This is a genomic window from uncultured Nostoc sp. (genome assembly GCF_964245445.1).
Classification (GTDB): domain Bacteria; phylum Cyanobacteriota; class Cyanobacteriia; order Cyanobacteriales; family Nostocaceae; genus Nostoc.
Genome location: NZ_CAXTNE010000009.1, coordinates 37,693 through 59,269, shown reverse-complemented (window position 1 = coordinate 59,269; position 21,577 = coordinate 37,693). Strand labels below are relative to the sequence as shown.

Genomic DNA, 21,577 nt, shown 5'->3' with positions numbered 1-21,577 from the left:
CCCCATTCCCTACTCCCCTGCCCTTTTTACTAATGATCATATTAATCTTTTTAGTTATTGGTGTTATCTTCAGCACAACAGCGAGTTTTGTTTTTGGAGTTCCCTGGTTGATGCCGATTTTAGGTGCTGCTGTTCCCTATCCCATTTTCTTTTTACAAGTGCGTCGTCAACAATATAAAAGTGCTTTTTGGTGGATGTTATTGTGGGGAGTTTTGCAGAGTATTGCCGTAATTGTAGCAACAGCGAGCGCACCACAAACAGCAGCAAAAGTCATCCTCCGTGGACAATCATACACTACAGAGATGTTGTACTGGATTCGCACGGGAGAAGGTATGGAAGGTTCACTCAATTTATTTTTACCAGACCATTTATTGCACTACGGGATTTTTTGTATTCTCTGCGTTGTAACTATTAGTAGCATGGCATTAATATTTGGCACTTGGATGTTGAATTACATGAACTTTTATGTTGCAGAATTGGTAAAAGTTAGTGCTAAACCTTGTTTAGCAGCTATTTTAGGGTGGTATCCTTGGTCAATTTTGCGAATAATCGGGTTTATTGCAACTGGTGTAGCTTTAGCTGCATTAGGATTAAATCTAGTAACTCGCATTAGAGGCGAAGTTCCTAAATCTCCCTTTCCGAAAACTTATATGTTGATTGGGATTGGTTTTGTGATTGCGGATATCGTTGTCAAAGCAGTTCTAGCGCCTATTTGGCAAAAACTGCTGTTGTCTGCGTTGGGTTAAATTAGTTTGTTGTCCAGAATTTTCTGGTAGGTTTGGATTGTTTGCCTAGCGATCGCATCCCAGCTAAAATTTTCCAATGCATATTTTTGGGCGTTTAATCCCCGTCGTTGGCGTTCTGCGGGATTTTGCAAAGCTTCTTGCAGTAACTCTAACAATTCTTGGACATCTGTTGCACCCACCCAACCCGACTCACTATCACGTATCTGTTGACAAATATGAACTTGGTCAGAAATGACTACGGGTATACCTGCTACCATTGCTTCAGCTACAGCAATCCCAAAATTTTCATAGTAGGAAGGCAAGACAAATAAATCAGCCGCTTGTAGTAAACTAACTTTTAACTCACCAGTGACAAAGCCAGTAATTGTAGTGTGCGATCGCAGTGGTGAATTTTGAATTTGAGATATTATCTTTTTTTCATAATCTGGCTCTTGGGGATTTGTTCCAGCTAAAACAAAATGAAACTTATAACCAACCGCTAACAGCTTCTCTAGCGCCGGAATCAACAAATTTAACCCCTTTTTCGGATCAATTCGTGACATAAACAATACTAAAGGCACATCCTCTGGTATTTCTAACTGACTATATACATTTTTAACGGGCGATTGAGGGGGAATTACACCTAACGGAATCATCAAATCTGGCGTAGATACTCCAAATCGTTCTGATATTTTAGCTTCTTGCTCACTAGTAAAATGAATTGCTGCTGCACCAGCTAAATTTTGACGTTCTATAATTGCGACATAAAGCTGTTTTAATAGTTTTTTCTTCCGTAAATCAGCCGGATCGAGAGTACCTAAAGGACGAAAAATATAAGGTAGCTTTTGCTGACGACACACAATAGCAGCAGCACTACTTATGGGAGAGAATAGAGCATGAATATGTGCTATGTCAAACTCGTGAGCATGACGTTTTAGCCAGTTTAATAAATTTAGGGAAAATTTGTAGCGACGAAATGGGGCGCAACGAAAGTAAATTATTTCATAGCCATTTTGTTTAATAGACCGATTTAAAGGAACATCCAGAGGTGTTTGACCATTATCACCATTACTATCAGTTGTGAGAATTGTAACTTTCACTCCCTCTTTTACTAAAGCTGGAGCTAATCCTAATACCATTTGACTTGGACCGCCGTAAATTAGAGAAATTGAGGGAACAATTTGTAATATTTTCATTTTTTTGTCATTTGTCCTTTGTATTCACTAATGACTAATGACTAAATTTTGATAGAACTCTAATTGCTGTTTAGCCAAAGCTTTGTTTGTATATTTAATCATTGCTTTTTGATAACCCATTTCACCAAGAGTATGAGCAAAACCTGGTTTATCCATTAATTGAACTAAGCAATTAGCAAGAGCTTGAGCATCTCCTTCAGGAAATACTAAACCATCATCGCCAATTACATAGGGAATTTCACCAGAATCAGAACCAATCACAGGTACTTGGCAGGCCATTGCCTCAATTAGTACGTGACCAAATTGTTCTTTCCAGCCAACAGAAGTTAAGGTTTTAAAATTGTGAGTTGTTTCTGAAGGCAGTACTAAAGTACTCATTAAATTGATATAGTTTACAACTTCGTTATGGGGAACACTTTCTACCAAAATTAATCGTTCTTCAATATTGTTTTCTGACGCGATTTTGATTAATTGACTTTGTAACTCTCCTCGTCCCAGTAGAAGTAATTTCCAAAGTTTATCTTTCAACGTGATTAAGGCTTGCAAAAGCGTTAACAAACCCTTCTCTTGCACAAATCGTCCAACAAAACCTACGATAAAATCTTCTTTTTTAATATCCAACTTAGCTGCTAACTCTGGTTGAGCCTTGGGAGTAAATAAACTTTCGTCTACACCCAGTTGCGGCATAACTTTAATTGCCCCTTTATATCCCCGTTGCCGCAAAACTTCTGCTCCATCTTGATTGCCAGAAATAATCCCGTGGCTGTGATTAAGGTTATATTTTTCTAATAAAGCAACTGGTAATTTCAGATGATATGCTAAATTCCACCAAGTAAAAAATACATTTTTTGCCTTGAGTCCTAATAGCTGATTTAAGACAATCATCTGAGTATAAGCTAGCCCCCTAGACCCTTGTTCAACTTGGATAATTTGGGGACGAAATTCTTTTAACAAAGATATCAAATCAGATCCAAAGGTAAGGAGTCCCTGATGATTTTGACTGAAATTAGAAACAGGAACTATTCTAAATGTACCTTCATCGCGGTATTCAGTTTCAATAATTCTATTTTGTACGCCACCGGGTTTCCAGCGCTTTGGGACTACAACTGTTACTTCAATTTCCGGTTCTAGTTGAGATAAAGCACGTAGTTTTTCACAGTTGAGGTCTACGATATAAGTGTGACTAGCAACTAATATTTTCATTGATATTTATTAGTTAATATTTATTCTTTGTCAGCTATTCTTTGTTATTCCCTAACTCCTAACTTCTAACTAAACTTGTTCATCCAAACGACTGTAAATTTGACCATCGTTCCATAGTGATTCAATGACAGTACCCAAGGCTTTGAAAAAACCCAAAGTGTAGAAAATAGCGCGAGTGGCAATTTTGATGGGGGAACCGCTTTTGTGACAAGGTGGGCGTCCCAGAACGTGACAGTCAAATAAACGGGCGTATAAGCGTAAAGCTTGACTAGCAGTAAGGTTTTTTAGCCCTAGTAAAAAATGGTTGTGATAAAAGGTGAGTTGATATTTGAGCGATCGCATACTAATATCATGACAACCCCCTGTTTCTTCGCCTAAATGCACCAAATGGGCTTCTGGGTCGTACCAAATTTTATACCCCGTCTGTCGCACCCGCAAACAAAAATCTGACTCTTCGCGCACTGCACTACCACGAAACCTCTCATCAAACCTCAGTCCGTACTTAGTAAAAATTTCGCGGCGAAATGACATATTGCAACCCCTCGCTGTCAGTACTTGCTGGGGTTTGATGGTATGTACTAAATCAATATGATACCAAGCAATTCCTGGGTCCATAGCTTGGGGAGGCAGATATTCAATCTGTAAATCTCCTCCAGAATCACCCAATTTCATTCTGTCAAATACCCGACCGGCTACAGCCCCCACCTCTGGATTTTGTAAATAATTTTTCGCATGGGCTGCTAACAATTTTGGGGTTAGCTGAACATCATCATCAATAAATAATATTATTTCACCAGATGACCGCCGCACTGCATAATTTCGCGCTCCTGGCAAACTTGCCCAATCTAAGCGCAACCACTTAATTTTACCTGCCCCCGCCATCTCTTCTAGATAGGCTTGAATTTCTGGCTGGTGTTTTACGGTTTGGTCTACCACTAAAACTTCAAAATTTGGATAGTCTTGTTTCAAAACATCTACAATGCTATCCCGTAGGGCTTCCTCTCGACCATAGGTCGGGATAACCACAGTAATTAATGGCCAATTATCCATGATTTTTATTAAGTGATTTTTCTACTTTGATAATAACCTTATAAAACTTAATTTTCATTTACTTGACTAAGCTACTATTGCCTTAATTTAAATTCAGTCAATAGCCGAAGGACAGTTTAAGATTGTCTTTAATTCTTTATACTCCCGCCACTGCTGCATAAAGCTCATCAAATAACTCATTTTGCTTTTCAGAATTATGCACAATTTGCGCTTGAGCTAACGCTCCTGCACTTAAAAATTCGTAATGTTCTTTTTTATCACTTCTATCAAAAAATTGAATGATTTGTTGCAATGCTTCCTCTGCCAAATAATCATAAGTGCTATTTAAAATTTCCCAATATTCATTAGTTTTAGTTTTCTCTTCATACAGCCAATTGCTCCAGTGCCTATTTTCATTAATTGGTAACTTTAGAATATAGCCATTTTCGCCATGACGAATAAACTCTGGTAAAGCACATACATTTGTTGTAATTGCCGGAGTTGCAACTGAAAAACCTTCTATTATACTATAACCGTAAGTATCATGTAATGTCGCCATTAATTGAAAATGACTTTGCGATAATAACTCAATAACTTTGTCATTAAGAAGATTTTTATGAAAGACAACATTATTTAAATCTAATAGCTTTAAATCTTCTACATATTTGGTTTCATCGGGGAAATCTGTCGGGACTCCTGAACCACGCCCCAGATCAGAAATTATATGTATAGTAATAGGTAAACCTAATTTTTCAGCTTTTTTAGCAAGTCTTAAAGCAACAATCCCACCTTTGCGGGCAATGTGATTTCCTATAAATATAAGCTGGAGGTTTTGCTGTTGTTGATAAAGTTTCGATTCGTTAACTTTTACTGGAAAGCTTGGATGGATTACATCCAACTTCTTACTTATTTTTTCTTTAATCTTCCAATCTTCCATTCGCTTAATTAATCTCAATTTGGCATAATCTGAGATAGCTATAAGTTTTTTGCAATTTTCTAATGCTAATCGATTATTTAACAATTCATAAATTACAGCTTCACCTTGATTTTGAGGATTTCTATATAAAAAACGATGATCCTCAAAGGTGAGAAACCAAGGTTTGTTTGTATATAAAACTTTGTTGAAAGAATGAATAACTTGGTATCTTCCCCATACAGGTTGCCAGGGAAAAAAGCTGCTCAAAGGATACCAAATTTTTTCTATAGGATATCTGCCTGCGGGGAAAGGCTTGGGACGGATGAGTATATGCCGAGAATTTCGAGGTAGATTTGGAATGCTGAGGTGCTTTTGACCTACTATGATAACTTTTGCCATTTTTCTTTCATTTAAATTGTTTTTAGACGTTTTTTCTTATTCTTTTGCTGAGGGTTAGCATCTTCTATATCTTGTTTCTCCAGTTCTGGCAATTTAAAAAGAACTCCTGCAAAAAACCAATAATAGACAGCAACTGGATCAACATCCAGAGGATAGTAATAGGTGTTGTAGCTAATAAACAATATAAACACCCACAAAGCCGCTCCGTAACTGCGGAAATTACGGTTCTTTATGGAGCGATAGGTTTTAAAGCCAATAATTGTTAAACTAGTGACCAAACCCAGAAAAGCTAGCACTCCAATAATTCCCACTTCAAAAAGTACTTTGGGATAGTAGGTTTCCACTAGCTTAGTTTCACCCATTACGCGGGCAGAGTTAGTTGCTCGACCTAAGCCACTTCCTAATGGTCCATCTACGTTTTTCCAATTTTCTTGAAATTGTTGAACGATAAAATCTTGAGGTGGTGAAGCCTCCCATCGTCCTGTAAAACTTTCGGTTCTCTCTTGAACAACAGCAGGGTTAGTCACCATTGCTATTCCCAGAACTAGGGCAAGTCCTATCCCTATGGGGATAAATCTTTTCAGGTTGCCAATTTGACCGGTGAGCAATAGCAAAATTCCAAAGCAGATTGGTACTAAAGCTAAGGCGATTCTCTGTCCAGAAATTACAGCATTGATAAAAACTGTTACTAAAGAACCTAAACCAACCAGTCGCCATATTGCGGAGGGGTCGGTGAAGCCAGTGGCAAAGGTAAAAAAGGTGCTAGAAATTAAGAACCATGCCCACTGCCAAGGAGCTACAAATGTCCCTGGTAGGCGAATGACTCCTTCTTCGGGACTATATAAGAGCGCTCCACCAAAATAACAACGGGCTTCTAATGATGTGACAAATAGAGCATTTCCTTCAAGACCTCTAGTGCCTTGACATACACCAGTTAGTAGTAATAGGTATTGAATAAATCCCAGCACACAGCAAATTAGTGTAAGGACAATCTGGAGGCGCGATAAAAATAGAAAATCCCGTTTATCACGAATTAGATAGTAAGCACAACCAATCAAGGGGACATAGCCTAAAAATACTTTCAGTCCCAGAATTCCCATACCTAATGGTATTTCTTGGGGTGCTTTTTCCAATAATCCGACGCTAGGGGGGTTAAACTGCTGTCCACCATTAATAAATAATAGTGTCAGCAGACTGCAACCTAAAACAATATAAAGTGGGATTTTAATGCCTTGGGGAATAATTAGGGGTAGCCCCTGTTTACGGCAAGTCTGCCAAAGTCCAATTAGGGCTGGAACGTAAAAGGCATCTTTAGCTAATTGGAGTATGGGACTATTGCCCAAGTAGTAAGTGATAGTACCCCCAATAGGTACGTAAATGATGAAGGCATATAGCGCTTGACGCGGGTATTTGTAGGAAAGGGATATGATAATTATCCCCAAGACACCAGGGACTGCTGCTTTAATTCCACCTACGAAAAAAAGCATAATGCCAACGAAGACACCGCCAAAGGTGGCGGTGGTGAGTAAGCTAGTGAGTTCTTTACGTGCTTGGGCTGCTTTGCGTTTTTGGGCTAACTGTTCTTTAAGATTAAGGGTAGAAGTTTCCTTTTTAGCCTGCTTTTTCGCTTTTTTAGATGGTTGGGATTTTGATTTTCTTTTCAGCATAATGGTGCTGTAGCCTATCAGCCTCAAGGAAATATATTATAGTTGACAAATTTCTCTAGATTGCTGTAAATCGTACAATCCGAATTCATCCATAAATGATTGATTTAATAATTTGCGATTAAAAATGTTAAATTTTAATCTTTTTGAATTATCAAAAAGATTTTCTCCTGTGTCCAATATATAAACTGCACCTGGAAATGGTAATGATTTAATGGGTTTTGCTCTGTTCTTTAAAATATCTCTGACTTTAGCGTGGTCTATATAATATCTATAGTATCCATAGCCACGATTATATTCTGCGGCTTCAGGCAAATCATTTAAATCATATCGGATAATGTTACAACTGCCGCACATCTTATAAAAATTGTTTCTTTTAATATATATGTAATTACTGCCTTCTTGATATTTATAACCTTTATTTATAAACCATCCATTATAATCTGGATATTGTTGAATAAATTTGGCTAAATTTTTACTAACACAATCGTCAGCATCAACTGTCATAGTGTGAGTGGGAGAAAATTGACGAGCAGAAACCAATCCTTTTAATATTTTACGCCCTTTATCTGTATCTCCTTTAGCTACAGGGTTAGTTTCGTTTGGAGGGGAAAAATCAACTGTAATATATGTGATATGAGAATGAGTGAATTCTATTTTTGGCTTTTCGTGACAAACAACAATAACGTGAAAATTAGGTGAAGTTTGATTGCAAACTGATTTAATGCATCTTTCAAATAATTGTGTAACACGTTCCCAGGAATTGGAAACTTTTGCACTTTTGAGTGGGATAACAAAAATAAGCATAATATTATTTTAGAACATATAGCTAAGAATCTCGAAATAAATAATAACACGTTCAGAGTGATGGCAAGACTAATTATCTTGACGCGGTGAGTTTTGTTGAAAAGTAAAAAGTCGGGCATGATCTAATAATGCAAATACAAATGTCACAGCTTCTACAAATTAACCAGCCTTGGTCATTAGTAGAAGCTGCGACGTGAAATTGGCGCTTGTTAAAAGCTGAGATAATAGCTAATTTAGTCCATCAGATGCTGTTGAACTTTGGAAACTAATTCATTTGTCCAATAGTTGGTAAGTTCGGGATTGGCAGCTTCTACCATAACCCTGATTACTGGCTCTGTGCCAGAGGCGCGAACCAAAATTCTGCCGGAATTACCCATTGCAGCTTCAGCAAGAGCGATCGCTTCTTGCACAGGTCGACAATCTTGCCATCCCAAACGGCGATCGCGATCTACAACTCGCACGTTTCGCAACAATTGCGGATAGGTCTGGAAGCTTTGATCTACTAATTCACTAAAGGGAACACCTGCCTCTTTCACCAAAGCTGCTATATGTAATGCTGTTAACAAGCCATCTCCAGTTACGGCATAATGACGGCAAAGAATATGACCTGATTGTTCGCCGCCTAGCATTCCCCCAGTCCGCAACATTTCGGCTTGTACGTATTGGTCGCCGACTGCGGTACGAATTAAGTTACCACCAATTTGCTGCCAAGCTTTCTCAAAGCCTAAGTTGGCCATGACTGTAGATACAATCAGGTTATCTGGCAATTGTTGGTTTTGTTTTAAGTGTCGTCCCCATAGGTAGAGAATATAATCGCCGTTAACTTGCCTTCCTGTATTATCTACTGCTAAGACGCGATCGGCATCGCCATCAAAGGCAAAGCCGATATCAGCGTTGTGTTCTTTTACTGTGCCTGCAAGAATATCAAGGTGTGTGGAACCGCAGTTAACATTAATGCGATCGCCATCTGCTTCGTTATGCAAGCAGATTACCTCTGCCCCCATTTCTGTAAATACTGCTGGTGCTAACCCGACTGCTGCACCCCATGCTAAATCTAAAACAATCTTTATCCCCTGAAGCTTTATGGCACTGTTCAAGGGTTTTTTCAACGCCTCGCTATAATGCCCCACTAACTCGAAACGGGAGTAATGCCGTCCCCAATTACTCACTCTAGCAATAGGTGATATTTTGCCACGCAGTCCGGCTTCAATTTCTGCCTGCAATATTTGGGGTAACTTCCCACCATTGGCACTAAAAATTTTAATACCATTGTCTTCTGGGGGATTGTGGCTGGCAGAAATCATCACTCCGCCAATGGCATCACTGATACTGGTGAGATAGGCAATGCAAGGAGTGGGGCATAATCCCAAATACCAAACCTCTAACCCTGCTGCTGTTAACCCTGCACTCAAAGCCATAGCCAGCATATCGCTGGAATTTCTAGAATCTTGTCCGAGAATGACTGGCCCTACTTGAGTAGCATGGTTACGTAAAACAATCCCCGTCCAAAAACCAACTTGCAATGCTAGGGGCGCACTCAGCAATTCTCCCACTCGTCCCCGAATCCCATCTGTGCCAAATAAGGGATTTGCTGGTAATTGGATTAAATTTAGTTCAAAACTGCTCTCAATCCCTTTCCCCAATCCGTCAATTTCAGAAGCAGAATCCCCCGGAATGCCCGGTGTCCGAGTTATAAATGAAACCATCTGTTTCAATACTCCACACAATCACACTAGAAAATAGCATTTAACACTTGATTCAACAATTCTGACAGAAAACTTTTTCTCAAATCTTGAACCACAAAACCGAATGACTGGAATTAGTGGCTAAACAACCTTCGCGTAGCGTTCCGTAGGGTAAGTCCCCTTTGAAGTTCTGATCTAAATCTATAAAAAACTGTCATTTAACGGAACTCGCATTTTTCATGCTAGGCGATATGATAGCGATCGCGTTAATGGGATGCTCTCAAAGCTAGTTTTAAAAGAAAATTGAGTTTCTTGCAATTGCGAAGCCAAGAACCTAGATTTTTTGCCTAAAAACCTGATTTTTCAACTTGGATAACAGTGTTCAGATATCAGTTTAACAAAGAAGAGCGAACAATTCTGAACCGCATTTTTCTGTAAAAATGCATAATTGCTTTTCCAAGTTTATCTATAGCTTTGCTCATGAAAGAGCGCTTCGGGTATAAAATATTTTTGTGCTCTTCAAAATACTGAGAAATTTCATCCCTATTTGATTGACCCTTGCTAATTTTTACTAACTCAATTTTATTATTGAAAAATGAAATGCCTTCCATCTCACTCCATCTAACTGCCAGCCCAGCTTTATAAGCAGCTAAACCTATTGCACTCCCTTCACCTTCATAAATTCCATTTAGCTCAAAGTAATTAGCAAGCATATCCCATTGTTGCAAAAACTCAATTTCTTTACCTGAATCTTTAGTGACTGAGAATAAGTACTCATGAACAAAACTAATATCTTTCCAACTTGTTTCTAAATTAAGAACTTTTGTTGCATTTTTAACAACTGTAAATTCTCTCACAAATTTACTACTAGCAGTTCCTGCAAGAACTTTAGTAAATTTTTTTGGCATATCCATACAAGCTCTAGCGCTAATTCCTGGTGTTAACAGCCATTGCATATCTTCTGGCACTGGTGTCAAGATTCGCATATCTGAGTCGATGAATATACACGAATTAAAGAGTGACAAAGCTTTTGCAATTACAAATCTTTTATCGTGGTAACACTTGACGCCCTGTTGTTGATGCTTAAAAACTAAAACTTGAGAATATTTACTAAATTCTTCAGGATGATCAGTTAAGATAATAAAAGAAGTGTTTGGGGAATATATCTCTATATCTTTTGCTAATAATGAAGCAAGAGCACTATATTTTTTTCCTAGTGCTAAAGTACAAAAGCAAAAGTCTTTTTTTGATTGAATCATTTATTTTCCTGTTATTTTTCAATAAAGAGATTGAGACTTTAAAAGTAGCTATTTTCTTTTTACAAGCTATTAATTTATGTGAAAAACCATCACAAATAAGCTAGATATTAATAAATAGCTAAAAACCACATTAAATCTAAGATTTAGTGATTAAAAGAAAAGTGCTTGTTCCGAATCTTCCACTAATTTGTTTCTGCCTTATTCATTCAAACAAAGTTAAACGCAATTTAATTTTTTCAAATTCCAAAAGAGAAAGCTATAGCTTTGGCAATTCTGATTTGAAAAAAACCTCATGAGGTAAGAAGAACCGCCAGAGAAAACCGGGAGGTAGTACCGCACTAGATTCAGCATCTATAGGTAAATATTGAGAACGATAGGTTTTGATCGCCTCATTTTTTTTGGATTGCACTGTGTGAATAGATAATCGATAAGCACCTGCCAATTCGTCCAACTTGAGATCCCGAAATAGTAAAGATTTCCAAAGCAACCAGATGGCATACTCCCACAAATCAACCTTCACTCCAGCTTTAATAATCGCGGTCTTAACAAGTTGATAAGTAATCTCATGGTCTCGACTCCGATCTTTTTTGTGAGTTACGTAAACTTCTTGAGGCTGAAAGGTATGCAACAATTGCGCCATTTCTTCAATGGTTTGCTGCTGTTCGGCTTCTGTCATCTTGTGTAGTGAGCCATCAGATTTATCAAGAAAGTGAATATCTTTTGAATCAACACCCAGAATGTTTAAAGCTGTCAGTGCTTCTTGTTTGCGAATTTGAATAATTTCAGAGCGGCTAATCTTGGGATTACCTTGATGAGAACCCCCTCCATCCGTGACAAAAACAACCTTAATAGGTACACCTTGTTCTCGCTTGAGTGCAATAATTCCACCACAGCCCAGTGCTTCATCATCTTGGTGAGGAGCAAACACAATCAGCGATTTATCGCTAACATTTAGCGGTTGACTACCTCGATACAAAAGCCAGTAGAACTGTAGCCGGATCTGAAGTTCTCGTAATCGGTAGTTAAACAGCCATAGCTTGTTATGCAAACTAACCTTTAAACGATTTAAAATATTTCCCATATTGTTTATGTAATATTTATTGGAATTAACTAGCTCAAAGGTTCAAATTTAATTGATTGGTAGTTGCAGCATAATTAATATATCAGTAGTCACAAGTAAAACAGTTTCTATGTCTGGAATTGAGACTTAAATCAAGTAAATCACTGAGTTACAACCTGCTATATAGTACATTATTAATAATGAAAATATACGTTTTTTCCTCAGTTAATCTATTTGTAATATATCACTTGCATATTGTATGCTCCTCAGTATCTGTACTTAATTTAGTATTGATTTATGGATTTTTTGAGAGAACTACTGAGATAATAAGAACTCGCTAATTTATTATTTAAACATTCATCTGGATAAAATTAATATGAAGATTAAGAGATGTTTTATTTGAGTATGAAGTTACCTTAAATTAAAAATCTACACAATTGTTGCGTGTTATTGCTTTCGTAATTTTGAAAACACAAAAGCTGATTTTCTGACTGGAAAATAGGGAATGGGCAATGGTGGGGAAGTAATTTTTATGCGTACAGGGCAATTATTTCCTTAGATAATCACTGTATAAAAAACTACATAAGTATTGCAGCTTAAAAAATTTTAATATAAATTCTCATCAAATAGTTTTAAGGTAACGTTTTAATGGCTTTTTTAGCCGTTAGTGAATTAAAACTCCGGCAGTTAACTTTTTAAAAGTTGAGAAATTTAGTATGAGCAGCAATTTAGCAACCAAATTACGTGTAGGCACTAAGAAAGCCCACACAATGGCAGAAAATGTAGGTTTTGTCAAGTGCTTTTTAAGAGGAGTAGTCGAGAAAAACTCTTACCGGAAACTAGTTGCTAACTTCTACTTCGTCTACTCAGCGATGGAAGAGGAAATGGAAAAGCATCGCCAGCACGCAATTCTTTCTAAAATTAATTTTCCCCAGCTAAACCGCAAGTATACTTTAGAGCAAGACCTGAGTTATTACTTTGGGGCTAACTGGAGAGAGCAAATCAAGCTATCTCCCGCAGGTGAAGCTTATGTAAAACGCATCCGAGAAATATCTGCCATAGAACCGGAACTGTTAATCGCTCATTCATATACTCGTTACTTGGGTGATTTATCCGGGGGACAAATTCTCAAAAATATTGCTGTAACGGCGATGAATTTGTCTGATGGACAAGGAACAGCCTTTTATGAGTTTCCAGAGATTCCTGACGAAAAGGCATTCAAAGCTAAATATCGTCAAACTTTAGATGAATTACCCCTCGATGAGGCTACTACTGATCGCATCGTTGATGAAGCTAACGCCGCCTTTGGCATGAACATGACGATGTTCCAAGAATTGGAAGGCAATTTGATTAAGGCGATCGGGGTAATGCTTTACAATAGCCTCACACGGCGTCGTACACGCGGTAGTACTGAACTTGTCACAGCTGAGTAACTATGTTGAGATTGCGGAGTCTGGTGTGTCGAGTCATAACTTCAGATAGCCTGATGAAGGATAATTCATAGGTGTTTCTGGGGAAAGAGCGATTGATGCTCAAAATATTTAGGGGCAATAGCCCTATGACTGCTTTTGATTAGTAAAAGCAAGCATGGGGAAATTGCCCCTCAATTATGTTTAAGAATAGATGATTGGCTAGAAACAGTTGTTAATCAAGGATTTGAGGCTTTACCTGACTATAAAACTCCAATCATCAATCATGAAATTCTCCCAAATCCATTGAAACGTATCATCTTGCCTGCAAAGATGGATAGGAAAGATATAAATTACATTTTTCTGATCAAGCAGAACTACGTATTGCTGAGAACAGTTGTTTATTACGATGGCTCAAAAATTGCTCAGTATCTTTCTAGGATCGTTTATGAACATTTACAGCGAAATTGGGAATTACTATATGCCCCTCAAGTCGCTGGTGAAACATCTAATAATTGGTTAAAAAGAGATAAATAACAATGGTGCAAGCTATACAACAAGAACTTACACTAGAAAAAGTTCAACAAGCTGTTAATGCAATTCTTAAGGTTTTGGTTAAAGAAGATCGAGATTCTCAAAGCAACTTGCATTGTAAAGCATTGAACGCATTTATGGAGGGCGATTACCAAACTGTGAAGCGATTGGCAGCAAGTAATTTATCTGATAATTTCTGTAAGTCGCTTGGATATCTGGGTGGGGCGTTTAAGTTAACTCCTAACACTGACACAATTTTGGCCGAGTCAGCAAGGGCGGCTGCTGAATTTGATAAAGAAAGAACATTGAAAGAGTTGGGGGATGCGATCGCATCTGCTCTCAACTAGAATGTAGTCCCCGAAACAACGCCAACAACTAGAGAAGGAATTTGTTGCTAAACTTGCAGCTTATGATAATTGGGAAGTTGACTTTTGACTTTTGACTTCCCCGAATGCGAACAGCGTCTCCAAGAGTTGGGGCTGACGCCTCCAGAATTCACTTCTTCGGCAGATATTGGTTTTTGCTCAAACTCCTCTATCGTTTGTGCGACAATAATTTGAGGAATTAAAGGCAAACCTAAACTCAACAAAAACGGCAATATTTTCAGGCTTACCATAGACTTTCAGCTTAAAATAACTAAGTTAATCTTCACACCAAGCTTAATCTCAGTATTTAAGTTTGTAATGCGTAAAACTTACCATATTGAGGACATCAGGCAAAAATATGGCTACGAAAATTCCTGTTACAGTAATTACAGGCTTCTTAGGTAGTGGAAAAACTAGCCTAATTCGCCATCTGCTACAAAACAATCAAGGACGCCGCATTGCCGTTGTAGTCAATGAATTTGGCGAACTCGGTATTGATGGTGAATTGTTAAAATCTTGTCAAGTTTGCCCGGAAGATGGTGAGGGCGACACTAATATCTTTGAATTAACCAATGGCTGCTTATGCTGCACCGTGCAGGAAGAGTTTTACCCGATGATGCAAGAGTTAATCAAGCGACGGGATAGCATCGACTGCATTTTAATTGAAACCTCTGGTTTAGCCTTGCCAAAACCACTGATAAAGGCTTTTCGCTGGCAAGAAATTCGCAATGCCGCCACTGTGGATGCTGTGATTACCGTGGTAGATTGCGCGGCGGTAGCAGCAGGGACATTTGCTAGCGATCTAGAGGCGATCGCAGCCCAGCGTCAAGCAGATGATAGTCTAGAACACGAAACACCCTTGCAAGAACTGTTTGAAGACCAACTTGCTTGTGCAGACTTAGTGGTGTTAAATAAAATTGACTTGGTAGATGCCGAGACAAAAGCGAGAGTTGAGGAATTGATTAAGCAAGAATTGCCCAGAGTGGTGAAGATTGTCGAGAGCGATTGTTCTCAACTAGACGCATCTATATTATTAGGATTCCAAGCCGCAGTGGAAGAGAATTTAGATTCTCGTCCCAGTCATCACGATACCGAAGAAGATCACAATCACGACGAAGAAATCACCTCAACTAATCTAATTTTGGATCGTACCTTCGACCCAGAAAAGCTGCAACAGCAGTTAGAGAAATTAGCACAACAACAAGAAATTTACCGGATTAAAGGCTTCGTGGCAGTGCCAAATAAATCCATGCGCTTAGTGATGCAAGGCGTGGGAACCCGATTTGATAAATTTTACGATCGCCCCTGGAAACCCGAAGAAGCACGGCAAACGCGTTTAGTTTTCATCGGACGTGATTTGAAGTCTTCAGAAATCGAATCACAACTTGTAGCTTTATGAGCTAGGAGTTAGGAGTTACGGGTTAGGAATAACTAGTACATTGTGGCAGAAGTTTGTTTACCTTGAACAAGGTAATTTTGCCATTTGCCTATCGATTATTACGCGGCTTGGAGCAACTTAGAATGGTAAATTTATTCTGCTATTATATATTAGTTAATTCAAAATAAAAAACAATACTAATAACTTAAAGTTCCTAATTTTTCACTTTTAACTCCTAACTTAAATTCTCACTCTTCACTTTACAAAAATATGACGATTTCCCAACTATTTAACGTTGCCAACCTTTTCGTCTTGCCTTTTTGGGCATTGATAATTTTATTACCAAATTGGAAAGTTACACGGCAGATAATGTCATCATATTTGCCTTTTACACTATTAGCAGGGGCGTATTTGTATTTGTTTATCAACAGCATTACGCCAGAAAATGCCGAAGCGTTATCAAATCCACAATTAGCCGATATTGCGCGGTTTTTTACAGATGAAACGGCTGCTGCAACGGGTTGGATTCATTTTTTAGTGATGGATTTATTTGTCGGTCGCTGGATTTATTGGGAAGGGCAAAAAACAGGTATTTGGACAATTCATTCCCTTGCACTGTGTTTGTTTGCTGGCCCTATGGGATTACTGTCTCACATCTTAACTGACTGGATTATTAAGACATTTTTCCCTAAATCTCAGCAGAATGAAACGGCGACGGTAGGAGAAAAAGCTGCGTCATAATCTGACGCATAATAGGGTAGCACATCTGTGCTACCCTATTACAAATTACCTGATTTTAAAATCAATTAAGCGTTGTCGTGCCTATAGTCAGCATCTAACCAACAGCGTGGTAAAACTTCACCTGAAGGAAAAACAAGATTTTCCTTTTTAAAACTTTCAGGTTGCTGTTCTTCTTGACCTTCTTGGTCTTTTGCGTGAACAACATCATTATTCGGGTCAATTAATTCCTGAATCTCAACAATCTTTACCAATTCGCCACTATCTTTGACTTGTAAAAGCATAGAAATTGCCTCAATGAGTTTGCATGGAAGTTCAAAGCGAGTATCAAGATAAACTCGCTCAAATCTCAATCGATTTTGAACGCGGAGATTCCTTAATTGTTAAAGGAAATTTTTATCAGATATCCAGACCTAAATTACACGAGATTGATCTGTGTGTATCTGTGGAGTTCATTTTTATAAAATCGACACAGTAAATAAATACTTAATTCCGAAGCTAAAATCGAATCAGAGAATGCTGATTAATAAAATTGTCCAACTAAGATAATCTTGATTTTAGCGATTAGAAATCACGTTGATATTTTTCCAAAATATCTACTAAAGTCACTTGGCATTGCAGGGGTAGTAAATCGATTAAAGGAACTTCACGTTTACCGCCACCAATTTTTACTGGAATCGATCCCAAGACTTGTAAAACTCGGTCTTCATTGACAGCGTTGGAAGTAATTAAGGGATACAGTTGCTCGGCAACAACTGTATGCAGTTTGGCATTAGATAAATAAAGATGCCATTTGGCAACGTCTATGTAGACGTTTTCGCCAATTTCAGCTGCTAGGGCTTCTAGTAGTTCTGTGGTGTTAGTCTTAGCCATAAAAATAACCCTACATTAAGAAAAAGTGCGAAATCTCAGGCTTTTTTACATTATGGCTCAATTAACAGCCTAATCCTACTACCAGAGGTTACAATCGCCCCAGCATGAGTAATCCATCTTCAGGTGGATTTTGGCGGAGTTTCGGTGTAGTTAGCGATCGCACTAATATAAATCAGATGCACCAACACTATTCCTGTCCAACTTAAAGTCACCCAAGGCAGCCACTCCCAAGTAGTGTCTTTCAATATGTGGAAAAACCACAAGCCAGAATTGATAGTAGCAGCGATCGCTACATGCATGGCAAAATTCATCCGGTCATCAATCTTGCGGTAATCAGGGTCTTTGCGATCGGGTTTGCGAGGCCAACGAGGAGGCATAAATATTTGTTACAGATTTAAATACACCTTATTTATTCTAAGGTTTTTGTGGCAGTGGTTGCTATTAGACCCTTACAACCAGTCATAATTGAATTGGAAGTCAAGAGCCACTGGGTTAAATCAGATGACGATCTTTGAGCAAATAGACCCCGATCTCCTCTATCCAGATAGTGACGGCAAACCAATGGCAGACAATACAGAGCAATATCGTTGGATTGTCTTGATTAAGGAGAATTTAGAGATTCTGTTTGCTAATAATGACAATATTTTGATTGCGGGAGATTTGCTCTGGTATCCCGTCCGTTCTCGGCTGATTACACCAACTGCACCTGATGTAATGGTTGTCTTCGGTAGATCAAAGGGAAAACGTCGTTCTTATCGTCAGTGGCAAGAAGATAATATTCCACCGCAAGTAGTCTTTGAGATTCTTTCTTATAGTAATGATACCAAGGAGATGGAGCGGAAGCTGGAGTTTTACGATACCTATGGTGTTGAAGAATACTATTTATACGACCCTGAAAGTTTTCAACTAGATGGGTGGTTGCGGCAAAACAACCATTTGAATAAGCTATGGCAAATGGATGGTTGGATTAGTCCCCGCTTAGGAATTAGATTTCAAACGGGCCTTGGAGAGTTAGTAATTTACCGTCCAGATGAACAGAGATTTTTGAATTCCCTGGAACTCAATCAAAGAGCAGAAAAGGCTGAGTTATTGCTAGAACAAGAACGTCAACGGGCTGAACAGTTAGCAGCATATTTGCGTAATTTCGGCATTGATCCTGACAATCTCCCATAACTGGGGATGAAGGAGTAAAGAAGAAGAATTAATAACCAATGCCCAATGCCCCAAAATAATATAGGCTATTGCTCTGGCAAAGAATAATCTCCTGATTTCCCGCCACTTTTACTTATTAAACGAATTGATTCAATTTCAATCGACTTTTCTAAGGCTTTTGCCATATCGTATAAAGTCAGGGCAGCCACAGAAACGGCAGTTAAGGCTTCCATCTCTACACCAGTTTCAGCTTTGGTTTTGACTGTGGCTTGAATTTGATAACCAGGTAGTTGGGGGTCGGGTATAATTTCGACTGCGATTTTTTGCAAAGGCAACGGATGACACAGAGGAATTAAAGTGGCTGTTTGCTTGGCTGCCATAATCCCAGCCAATCTTGCAGTTGCCAACACATCCCCTTTTGGGATATTTCCGGCTTGAATGGCGGCGAAGGTGGCTGGCAGCATTCGCACATTGGCCGCAGCTACTGCTTGGCGGACGGTGGGTGCTTTATCAGACACATCTACCATCTGCGCCTGTCCTTGGTGATCTAGATGGGTTAAGTTGGCAAAATTAGATGGAAAATTATCTTGCGCCATTTAGTTAGAACGTGTTAATATAGATTGTCGGTGAGGGCGTGTAGCTCAGTGGACTAGAGCACGTGGCTACGGACCACGGTGTCGGGGGTTCGAATCCCTCCTCGCCCGTTTTTGAAAGTGAAGAGTTGAAAATTAGGAGTGAGGAATTAAAGTTCCTCGCTCCTAACTTTTAGGTTGTTCAAGGCGTAGGCATCTGGAGCTAGACCTAGTGCAAAGCGCAGGGAGTTGGATAGGTTTTTGCTCGATTGGGTGAGGAAAAGGACAAGTGCAACAGAAGTGATCGCAGCACCGTAGCCAAACATATCGCGGTAGCCTACCTGTTCGGCGATGATACCGAGAAGAGGAGCAGCGATCGCAATTCCCATGTCAAGTCCAGCTATGGATATAGCAAAAATTTGCCCCCGTTCTTGTGGCAGTGAGCGGTCTGCCATCATCGTGATCATCATGGAGATGAGTGTACCACCACCAGCACCTTCAGCGATCGCAGCCAGTAAGAAAAACATCGCGTTGTGAGCCTGCCACAGCAGTATTAACGCTAAAATGTAGCAAAAAATACCAAATGTGATAAATAAACCACGACCAAAGCGATCGCTTGCCTTACCAGCAAAGATTCTAATACTAAAACTAGAAATTGCCGAAGCTGTAAAAAACAGTCCGCCATTGAAGTCTACATCAGTCGATTTGAGGAATAACGACACAAAAGTATGCACAGCTCCGAGGGACAAACCAACCAACAACATAACTATCGTTGGAACTTTTACCCTGGGACTGCTCAAAATTTGCCAAAAGTTGCGTAGGCGTAGCCCGTCGTAGACATCGTTTTCTTCAGTTTGCTGTTGTGTCTGCACTGGCGGATTTGTGACTTGTACAATCTCCAAGAGAGCGACAAAACCCAATTCGGCACAGAAGAGAAATAATATCCCGTAACTACTTGTAGCTTCCAAATACCCACCCAAGGCAGGGCCAATTGCTAAACCAAGGGGAGTTGCTAAGGTCATGTAACCAATGATTTCGCCACGAGTTTCAGTGGGAGCTAAATCTGCGACTAAGGCACTGTAACCAGTGGTAAAAGCGGCAACACTAAGACCGTGAAAAATCCGCACCAGGATTAATAACCCAAGAGATTGGGTTGCCAAGTAACCAAAGGGTGCGATCGCAGCTACTATCGTACCAATCAACAAGACAATTTTTCGACCGCGTTCATCGGCTAATCGTCCCAGCATTGGGCGAGATAACAATAAGCCAATGGCGAAACTGCCCATCACAATCCCAATTTCTTGCTTGCTTGCGCCCACATCATCGATGTAAAGCGGTAAGGTTGGTAAGAGCGAAGATATGCTCGACCAGAATAATAAACCTGCTGTAAACAAAATCAGCAGGTTGCGTCGTAGTTCGGCGTCAAAGGTATTAAATGCTTTCAAGGTAGATGCAATTTAACGAGGTTTTTGTCATTTGTCATTTGTCCTTTGTCCTTTGTCTAGAGTCAACCAATATTTACTCTTAATTATTTACTAATGACCAATGACTAATGACCAATGACTAATGACTAATGACTAATGACTACTATTGTTACCTTACTTAACATTTTTTGCTACTACTTCTCGCACGCGATAGATAGGCCGCCCTTGGGATTCATGGTATGTACGCATGAGTAATTCTGCTAAAAGACCGAAGCAAAATAACTGTACTCCAGTTACTAGGAGGAGAACTGCCAAAATCAGCAAAGGGCGATTGCCAATCATCTCACCTAAAGCTAATTTGACGAAAGTCAAGTAAATTCCGATCGCAGTTCCCGAAACCATTGAAATCAAGCCCAACAGCCCAAAAACGTGCATCGGGCGGGTGAGGAATCTTTTCATAAACAGAATGGTTAACAAATCCATCAACACCCGGAATGTCCGCCAAATCCCATATTTACTACGACCAAAGCGACGGGCGTGATGACGCACTGGTACTTCAGTAATTCTAGCTCCTTCGATGTATGCCAAAGCGGGTAAAAATCGGTGTAATTCTCCGTAGAGGTTCATATCTGCTAGCAGTTCTGCACGATATGCTTTCAGCGAACAGCCATAGTCATGAATATTCACGCTAGTAGTACGCCGAATTAGCCAATTGGCAATTTTGGAAGGAAGTAACCGATTTACAGCACCATCTTGGCGTTTTTGCCGCCAACCACTCACCAAATCGTAACCCTCATCCAGCTTTGCTAATAACATGGGGATATCAGCTGGGTCATTCTGGAGATCAGCATCTAAAGTGACGATCGCTTTACCGACTGCATAGTAAAATCCAGCAGCCATCGCCGCAGTTTGTCCGTAGTTGCGACGCAAAATCACCGCCTTTAAATTAGTGCGGATTTGCGCTTCCTTTTTGAGAAAATCCCCAGAACCATCTGTAGAACCATCATCTACACAGATGATTTCATAATTTATCTGACTAGAAGATAAAGTAGATGCGATCGCTTCTAGTAAAAGCGGCAAACTTTCCACCTCGTCATGTATCGGCAGCACCACCGAAACATCTGGGACAATAGCTGAAATCGCCCCATTTTCCTTACTCAACCCTTGATCAACCAACCCACTCCTCATA

Annotated in this window: 23 protein-coding genes and 1 tRNA gene; 8 read left to right on the top strand and 16 right to left on the bottom strand. The window is 39.3% G+C overall.

Features of this window, described 5'->3' with window-relative positions; translation table 11 throughout:
• The coding region (locus ACFE90_RS03025; RefSeq protein WP_375497617.1) for a hypothetical protein at positions 1-746 on the top strand (746 nt) is incomplete at its 5' end.
• Here ACFE90_RS03025 and hpsP read toward each other — a convergent pair.
• The 9 genes from hpsP to ACFE90_RS02980 form a co-directional block, all read right to left on the bottom strand.
• Positions 743-1,921, bottom strand: a complete 1,179-nt coding sequence (gene hpsP / locus ACFE90_RS03020; protein ID WP_375497615.1) for a hormogonium polysaccharide biosynthesis glycosyltransferase HpsP — start codon at positions 1,919-1,921, stop codon at positions 743-745. The genes ACFE90_RS03025 and hpsP overlap by 4 nt on opposite strands.
• Before the next feature lie 27 nt (positions 1,922-1,948).
• Positions 1,949-3,124: a hormogonium polysaccharide biosynthesis glycosyltransferase HpsO gene (hpsO, locus tag ACFE90_RS03015; RefSeq protein WP_375497613.1), complete on the bottom strand. Its 1,176-nt coding sequence runs from the start codon at positions 3,122-3,124 to the stop codon at positions 1,949-1,951.
• A 69-nt stretch (positions 3,125-3,193) separates the two neighbouring features.
• Positions 3,194-4,174, bottom strand: a complete 981-nt coding sequence (hpsN, locus tag ACFE90_RS03010) for a hormogonium polysaccharide biosynthesis glycosyltransferase HpsN (protein ID WP_375497611.1) — start codon at positions 4,172-4,174, stop codon at positions 3,194-3,196.
• A gap of 136 nt (positions 4,175-4,310) precedes the next feature.
• A complete protein-coding gene (locus ACFE90_RS03005) occupies positions 4,311-5,468 on the bottom strand; it encodes a glycosyltransferase family 4 protein (RefSeq protein WP_375497609.1) in 1,158 nt (385 codons plus the stop codon).
• Between the two features lie 11 nt (positions 5,469-5,479).
• Positions 5,480-7,135, bottom strand: a complete 1,656-nt coding sequence (hpsL, locus tag ACFE90_RS03000) for a hormogonium polysaccharide biosynthesis protein HpsL (protein ID WP_375497607.1) — start codon at positions 7,133-7,135, stop codon at positions 5,480-5,482.
• A 36-nt stretch (positions 7,136-7,171) separates the two neighbouring features.
• Complete coding sequence (locus ACFE90_RS02995) at positions 7,172-7,939, bottom strand: glycosyltransferase family A protein (RefSeq protein WP_375497605.1); 768 nt, start codon at positions 7,937-7,939, stop codon at positions 7,172-7,174.
• A 233-nt stretch (positions 7,940-8,172) separates the two neighbouring features.
• Positions 8,173-9,645 carry a phosphoglucosamine mutase gene (glmM, locus tag ACFE90_RS02990; RefSeq protein WP_375497603.1) on the bottom strand — a complete coding sequence of 491 codons (1,473 nt, stop codon included), beginning with the start codon at positions 9,643-9,645 and terminating at the stop codon, positions 8,173-8,175.
• A gap of 368 nt (positions 9,646-10,013) precedes the next feature.
• A complete protein-coding gene (locus ACFE90_RS02985) occupies positions 10,014-10,883 on the bottom strand; it encodes a hypothetical protein (RefSeq protein ID WP_375497601.1) in 870 nt (289 codons plus the stop codon).
• Between the two features lie 256 nt (positions 10,884-11,139).
• Positions 11,140-11,964, bottom strand: a complete 825-nt coding sequence (locus ACFE90_RS02980) for a PIG-L deacetylase family protein (protein WP_375497599.1) — start codon at positions 11,962-11,964, stop codon at positions 11,140-11,142.
• Positions 11,965-12,659: 695 nt separating this feature from the next.
• Between ACFE90_RS02980 and ACFE90_RS02975 the strand changes: the two genes are divergently transcribed.
• The 3 genes from ACFE90_RS02975 to ACFE90_RS02965 all read left to right on the top strand — a co-directional run bounded on the left by ACFE90_RS02975 (position 12,660) and on the right by ACFE90_RS02965 (position 14,233).
• Positions 12,660-13,376 (top strand): heme oxygenase (biliverdin-producing), encoded by a 717-nt coding sequence (locus ACFE90_RS02975; RefSeq protein ID WP_375497597.1) that lies wholly within the window; start codon positions 12,660-12,662, stop codon positions 13,374-13,376.
• Between the two features lie 135 nt (positions 13,377-13,511).
• Positions 13,512-13,889 carry a hypothetical protein gene (locus ACFE90_RS02970; protein WP_375497595.1) on the top strand — a complete coding sequence of 126 codons (378 nt, stop codon included), beginning with the start codon at positions 13,512-13,514 and terminating at the stop codon, positions 13,887-13,889.
• A 2-nt stretch (positions 13,890-13,891) separates the two neighbouring features.
• Entirely contained in the window at positions 13,892-14,233 is a 342-nt protein-coding gene (locus tag ACFE90_RS02965) for a hypothetical protein (RefSeq protein WP_375497593.1), read from the top strand.
• Between the two features lie 47 nt (positions 14,234-14,280).
• Here ACFE90_RS02965 and ACFE90_RS02960 read toward each other — a convergent pair whose 3' ends face one another.
• Positions 14,281-14,502, bottom strand: coding sequence for a hypothetical protein (locus ACFE90_RS02960; RefSeq protein ID WP_375497591.1), 222 nt, complete (start codon positions 14,500-14,502; stop codon positions 14,281-14,283).
• Positions 14,503-14,609: 107 nt separating this feature from the next.
• Here ACFE90_RS02960 and cobW point away from each other — a divergent pair, with 107 nt between their 5' ends.
• Positions 14,610-15,650, top strand: coding sequence for a cobalamin biosynthesis protein CobW (gene cobW / locus ACFE90_RS02955; protein ID WP_375497589.1), 1,041 nt, complete (start codon positions 14,610-14,612; stop codon positions 15,648-15,650).
• A 249-nt stretch (positions 15,651-15,899) separates the two neighbouring features.
• A complete protein-coding gene (locus ACFE90_RS02950; protein ID WP_375497587.1) occupies positions 15,900-16,370 on the top strand; it encodes an ABA4-like family protein in 471 nt (156 codons plus the stop codon).
• 65 nt (positions 16,371-16,435) lie between these two features.
• Here the strand turns inward: ACFE90_RS02950 and ACFE90_RS02945 are convergent, their stop codons facing one another.
• The 3 genes from ACFE90_RS02945 to ACFE90_RS02935 all read right to left on the bottom strand — a co-directional run bounded on the left by ACFE90_RS02945 (position 16,436) and on the right by ACFE90_RS02935 (position 17,617).
• The gene (locus ACFE90_RS02945; RefSeq protein ID WP_322647980.1) at positions 16,436-16,651 is read right to left on the bottom strand and encodes an acetyltransferase; all 216 of its coding nucleotides are present in this window, start codon (positions 16,649-16,651) and stop codon (positions 16,436-16,438) included.
• Positions 16,652-16,931: 280 nt separating this feature from the next.
• Positions 16,932-17,240 carry a DUF3181 family protein gene (locus tag ACFE90_RS02940; protein WP_322736685.1) on the bottom strand — a complete coding sequence of 103 codons (309 nt, stop codon included), beginning with the start codon at positions 17,238-17,240 and terminating at the stop codon, positions 16,932-16,934.
• A 119-nt stretch (positions 17,241-17,359) separates the two neighbouring features.
• Entirely contained in the window at positions 17,360-17,617 is a 258-nt protein-coding gene (locus tag ACFE90_RS02935; protein WP_375497585.1) for a hypothetical protein, read from the bottom strand.
• 124 nt (positions 17,618-17,741) lie between these two features.
• On the opposite strand from ACFE90_RS02935, the gene ACFE90_RS02930 reads away from it, so the two are divergent.
• A complete protein-coding gene (locus ACFE90_RS02930) occupies positions 17,742-18,413 on the top strand; it encodes a Uma2 family endonuclease (RefSeq protein WP_375497583.1) in 672 nt (223 codons plus the stop codon).
• A gap of 65 nt (positions 18,414-18,478) precedes the next feature.
• Here the strand turns inward: ACFE90_RS02930 and moaC are convergent, their stop codons facing one another.
• Positions 18,479-18,988: a cyclic pyranopterin monophosphate synthase MoaC gene (gene moaC / locus ACFE90_RS02925; RefSeq protein WP_375497581.1), complete on the bottom strand. Its 510-nt coding sequence runs from the start codon at positions 18,986-18,988 to the stop codon at positions 18,479-18,481.
• A gap of 34 nt (positions 18,989-19,022) precedes the next feature.
• Here moaC and ACFE90_RS02920 point away from each other — a divergent pair.
• Positions 19,023-19,096 (top strand) — tRNA-Arg (locus tag ACFE90_RS02920).
• Positions 19,097-19,134: 38 nt separating this feature from the next.
• Here ACFE90_RS02920 and ACFE90_RS02915 read toward each other — a convergent pair.
• Both ACFE90_RS02915 and ACFE90_RS02910 read right to left on the bottom strand, forming a co-directional pair.
• Positions 19,135-20,409 (bottom strand): MFS transporter, encoded by a 1,275-nt coding sequence (locus tag ACFE90_RS02915; RefSeq protein ID WP_375497579.1) that lies wholly within the window; start codon positions 20,407-20,409, stop codon positions 19,135-19,137.
• A 153-nt stretch (positions 20,410-20,562) separates the two neighbouring features.
• The gene (locus tag ACFE90_RS02910) at positions 20,563-21,576 is read right to left on the bottom strand and encodes a glycosyltransferase family 2 protein (protein ID WP_375497577.1); all 1,014 of its coding nucleotides are present in this window, start codon (positions 21,574-21,576) and stop codon (positions 20,563-20,565) included.
• Position 21,577 lies beyond the last annotated feature (1 nt).

Bases quoted from the DNA above. Each gene is read 5' to 3' on its own strand.
- ACFE90_RS02980 (WP_375497599.1), bottom strand. From the start codon at position 11,964: ATGGGAAATATTTTAAATCGTTTAAAGGTTAGTTTGCATAACAAGCTA.
- ACFE90_RS02935 (WP_375497585.1), bottom strand. From the start codon at position 17,617: ATGCCTCCTCGTTGGCCTCGCAAACCCGATCGCAAAGACCCTGATTAC.
- hpsN (WP_375497611.1), bottom strand. From the start codon at position 4,174: ATGGATAATTGGCCATTAATTACTGTGGTTATCCCGACCTATGGTCGA.
- ACFE90_RS02965 (WP_375497593.1), top strand. From the start codon at position 13,892: ATGGTGCAAGCTATACAACAAGAACTTACACTAGAAAAAGTTCAACAA.
- ACFE90_RS02975 (WP_375497597.1), top strand. From the start codon at position 12,660: ATGAGCAGCAATTTAGCAACCAAATTACGTGTAGGCACTAAGAAAGCC.
- ACFE90_RS02910 (WP_375497577.1), bottom strand. From the start codon at position 21,576: ATGAGGAGTGGGTTGGTTGATCAAGGGTTGAGTAAGGAAAATGGGGCG.
- ACFE90_RS03005 (WP_375497609.1), bottom strand. From the start codon at position 5,468: ATGGCAAAAGTTATCATAGTAGGTCAAAAGCACCTCAGCATTCCAAAT.
- ACFE90_RS02985 (WP_375497601.1), bottom strand. From the start codon at position 10,883: ATGATTCAATCAAAAAAAGACTTTTGCTTTTGTACTTTAGCACTAGGA.
- ACFE90_RS02930 (WP_375497583.1), top strand. From the start codon at position 17,742: ATGACGATCTTTGAGCAAATAGACCCCGATCTCCTCTATCCAGATAGT.
- ACFE90_RS02950 (WP_375497587.1), top strand. From the start codon at position 15,900: ATGACGATTTCCCAACTATTTAACGTTGCCAACCTTTTCGTCTTGCCT.
- hpsO (WP_375497613.1), bottom strand. From the start codon at position 3,124: ATGAAAATATTAGTTGCTAGTCACACTTATATCGTAGACCTCAACTGT.
- ACFE90_RS02945 (WP_322647980.1), bottom strand. From the start codon at position 16,651: ATGCTTTTACAAGTCAAAGATAGTGGCGAATTGGTAAAGATTGTTGAG.
- moaC (WP_375497581.1), bottom strand. From the start codon at position 18,988: ATGGCGCAAGATAATTTTCCATCTAATTTTGCCAACTTAACCCATCTA.
- ACFE90_RS02960 (WP_375497591.1), bottom strand. From the start codon at position 14,502: ATGGTAAGCCTGAAAATATTGCCGTTTTTGTTGAGTTTAGGTTTGCCT.
- cobW (WP_375497589.1), top strand. From the start codon at position 14,610: ATGGCTACGAAAATTCCTGTTACAGTAATTACAGGCTTCTTAGGTAGT.
- hpsL (WP_375497607.1), bottom strand. From the start codon at position 7,135: ATGCTGAAAAGAAAATCAAAATCCCAACCATCTAAAAAAGCGAAAAAG.
- glmM (WP_375497603.1), bottom strand. From the start codon at position 9,645: ATGGTTTCATTTATAACTCGGACACCGGGCATTCCGGGGGATTCTGCT.
- ACFE90_RS02940 (WP_322736685.1), bottom strand. From the start codon at position 17,240: ATGGCTAAGACTAACACCACAGAACTACTAGAAGCCCTAGCAGCTGAA.
- ACFE90_RS02995 (WP_375497605.1), bottom strand. From the start codon at position 7,939: ATGCTTATTTTTGTTATCCCACTCAAAAGTGCAAAAGTTTCCAATTCC.
- hpsP (WP_375497615.1), bottom strand. From the start codon at position 1,921: ATGAAAATATTACAAATTGTTCCCTCAATTTCTCTAATTTACGGCGGT.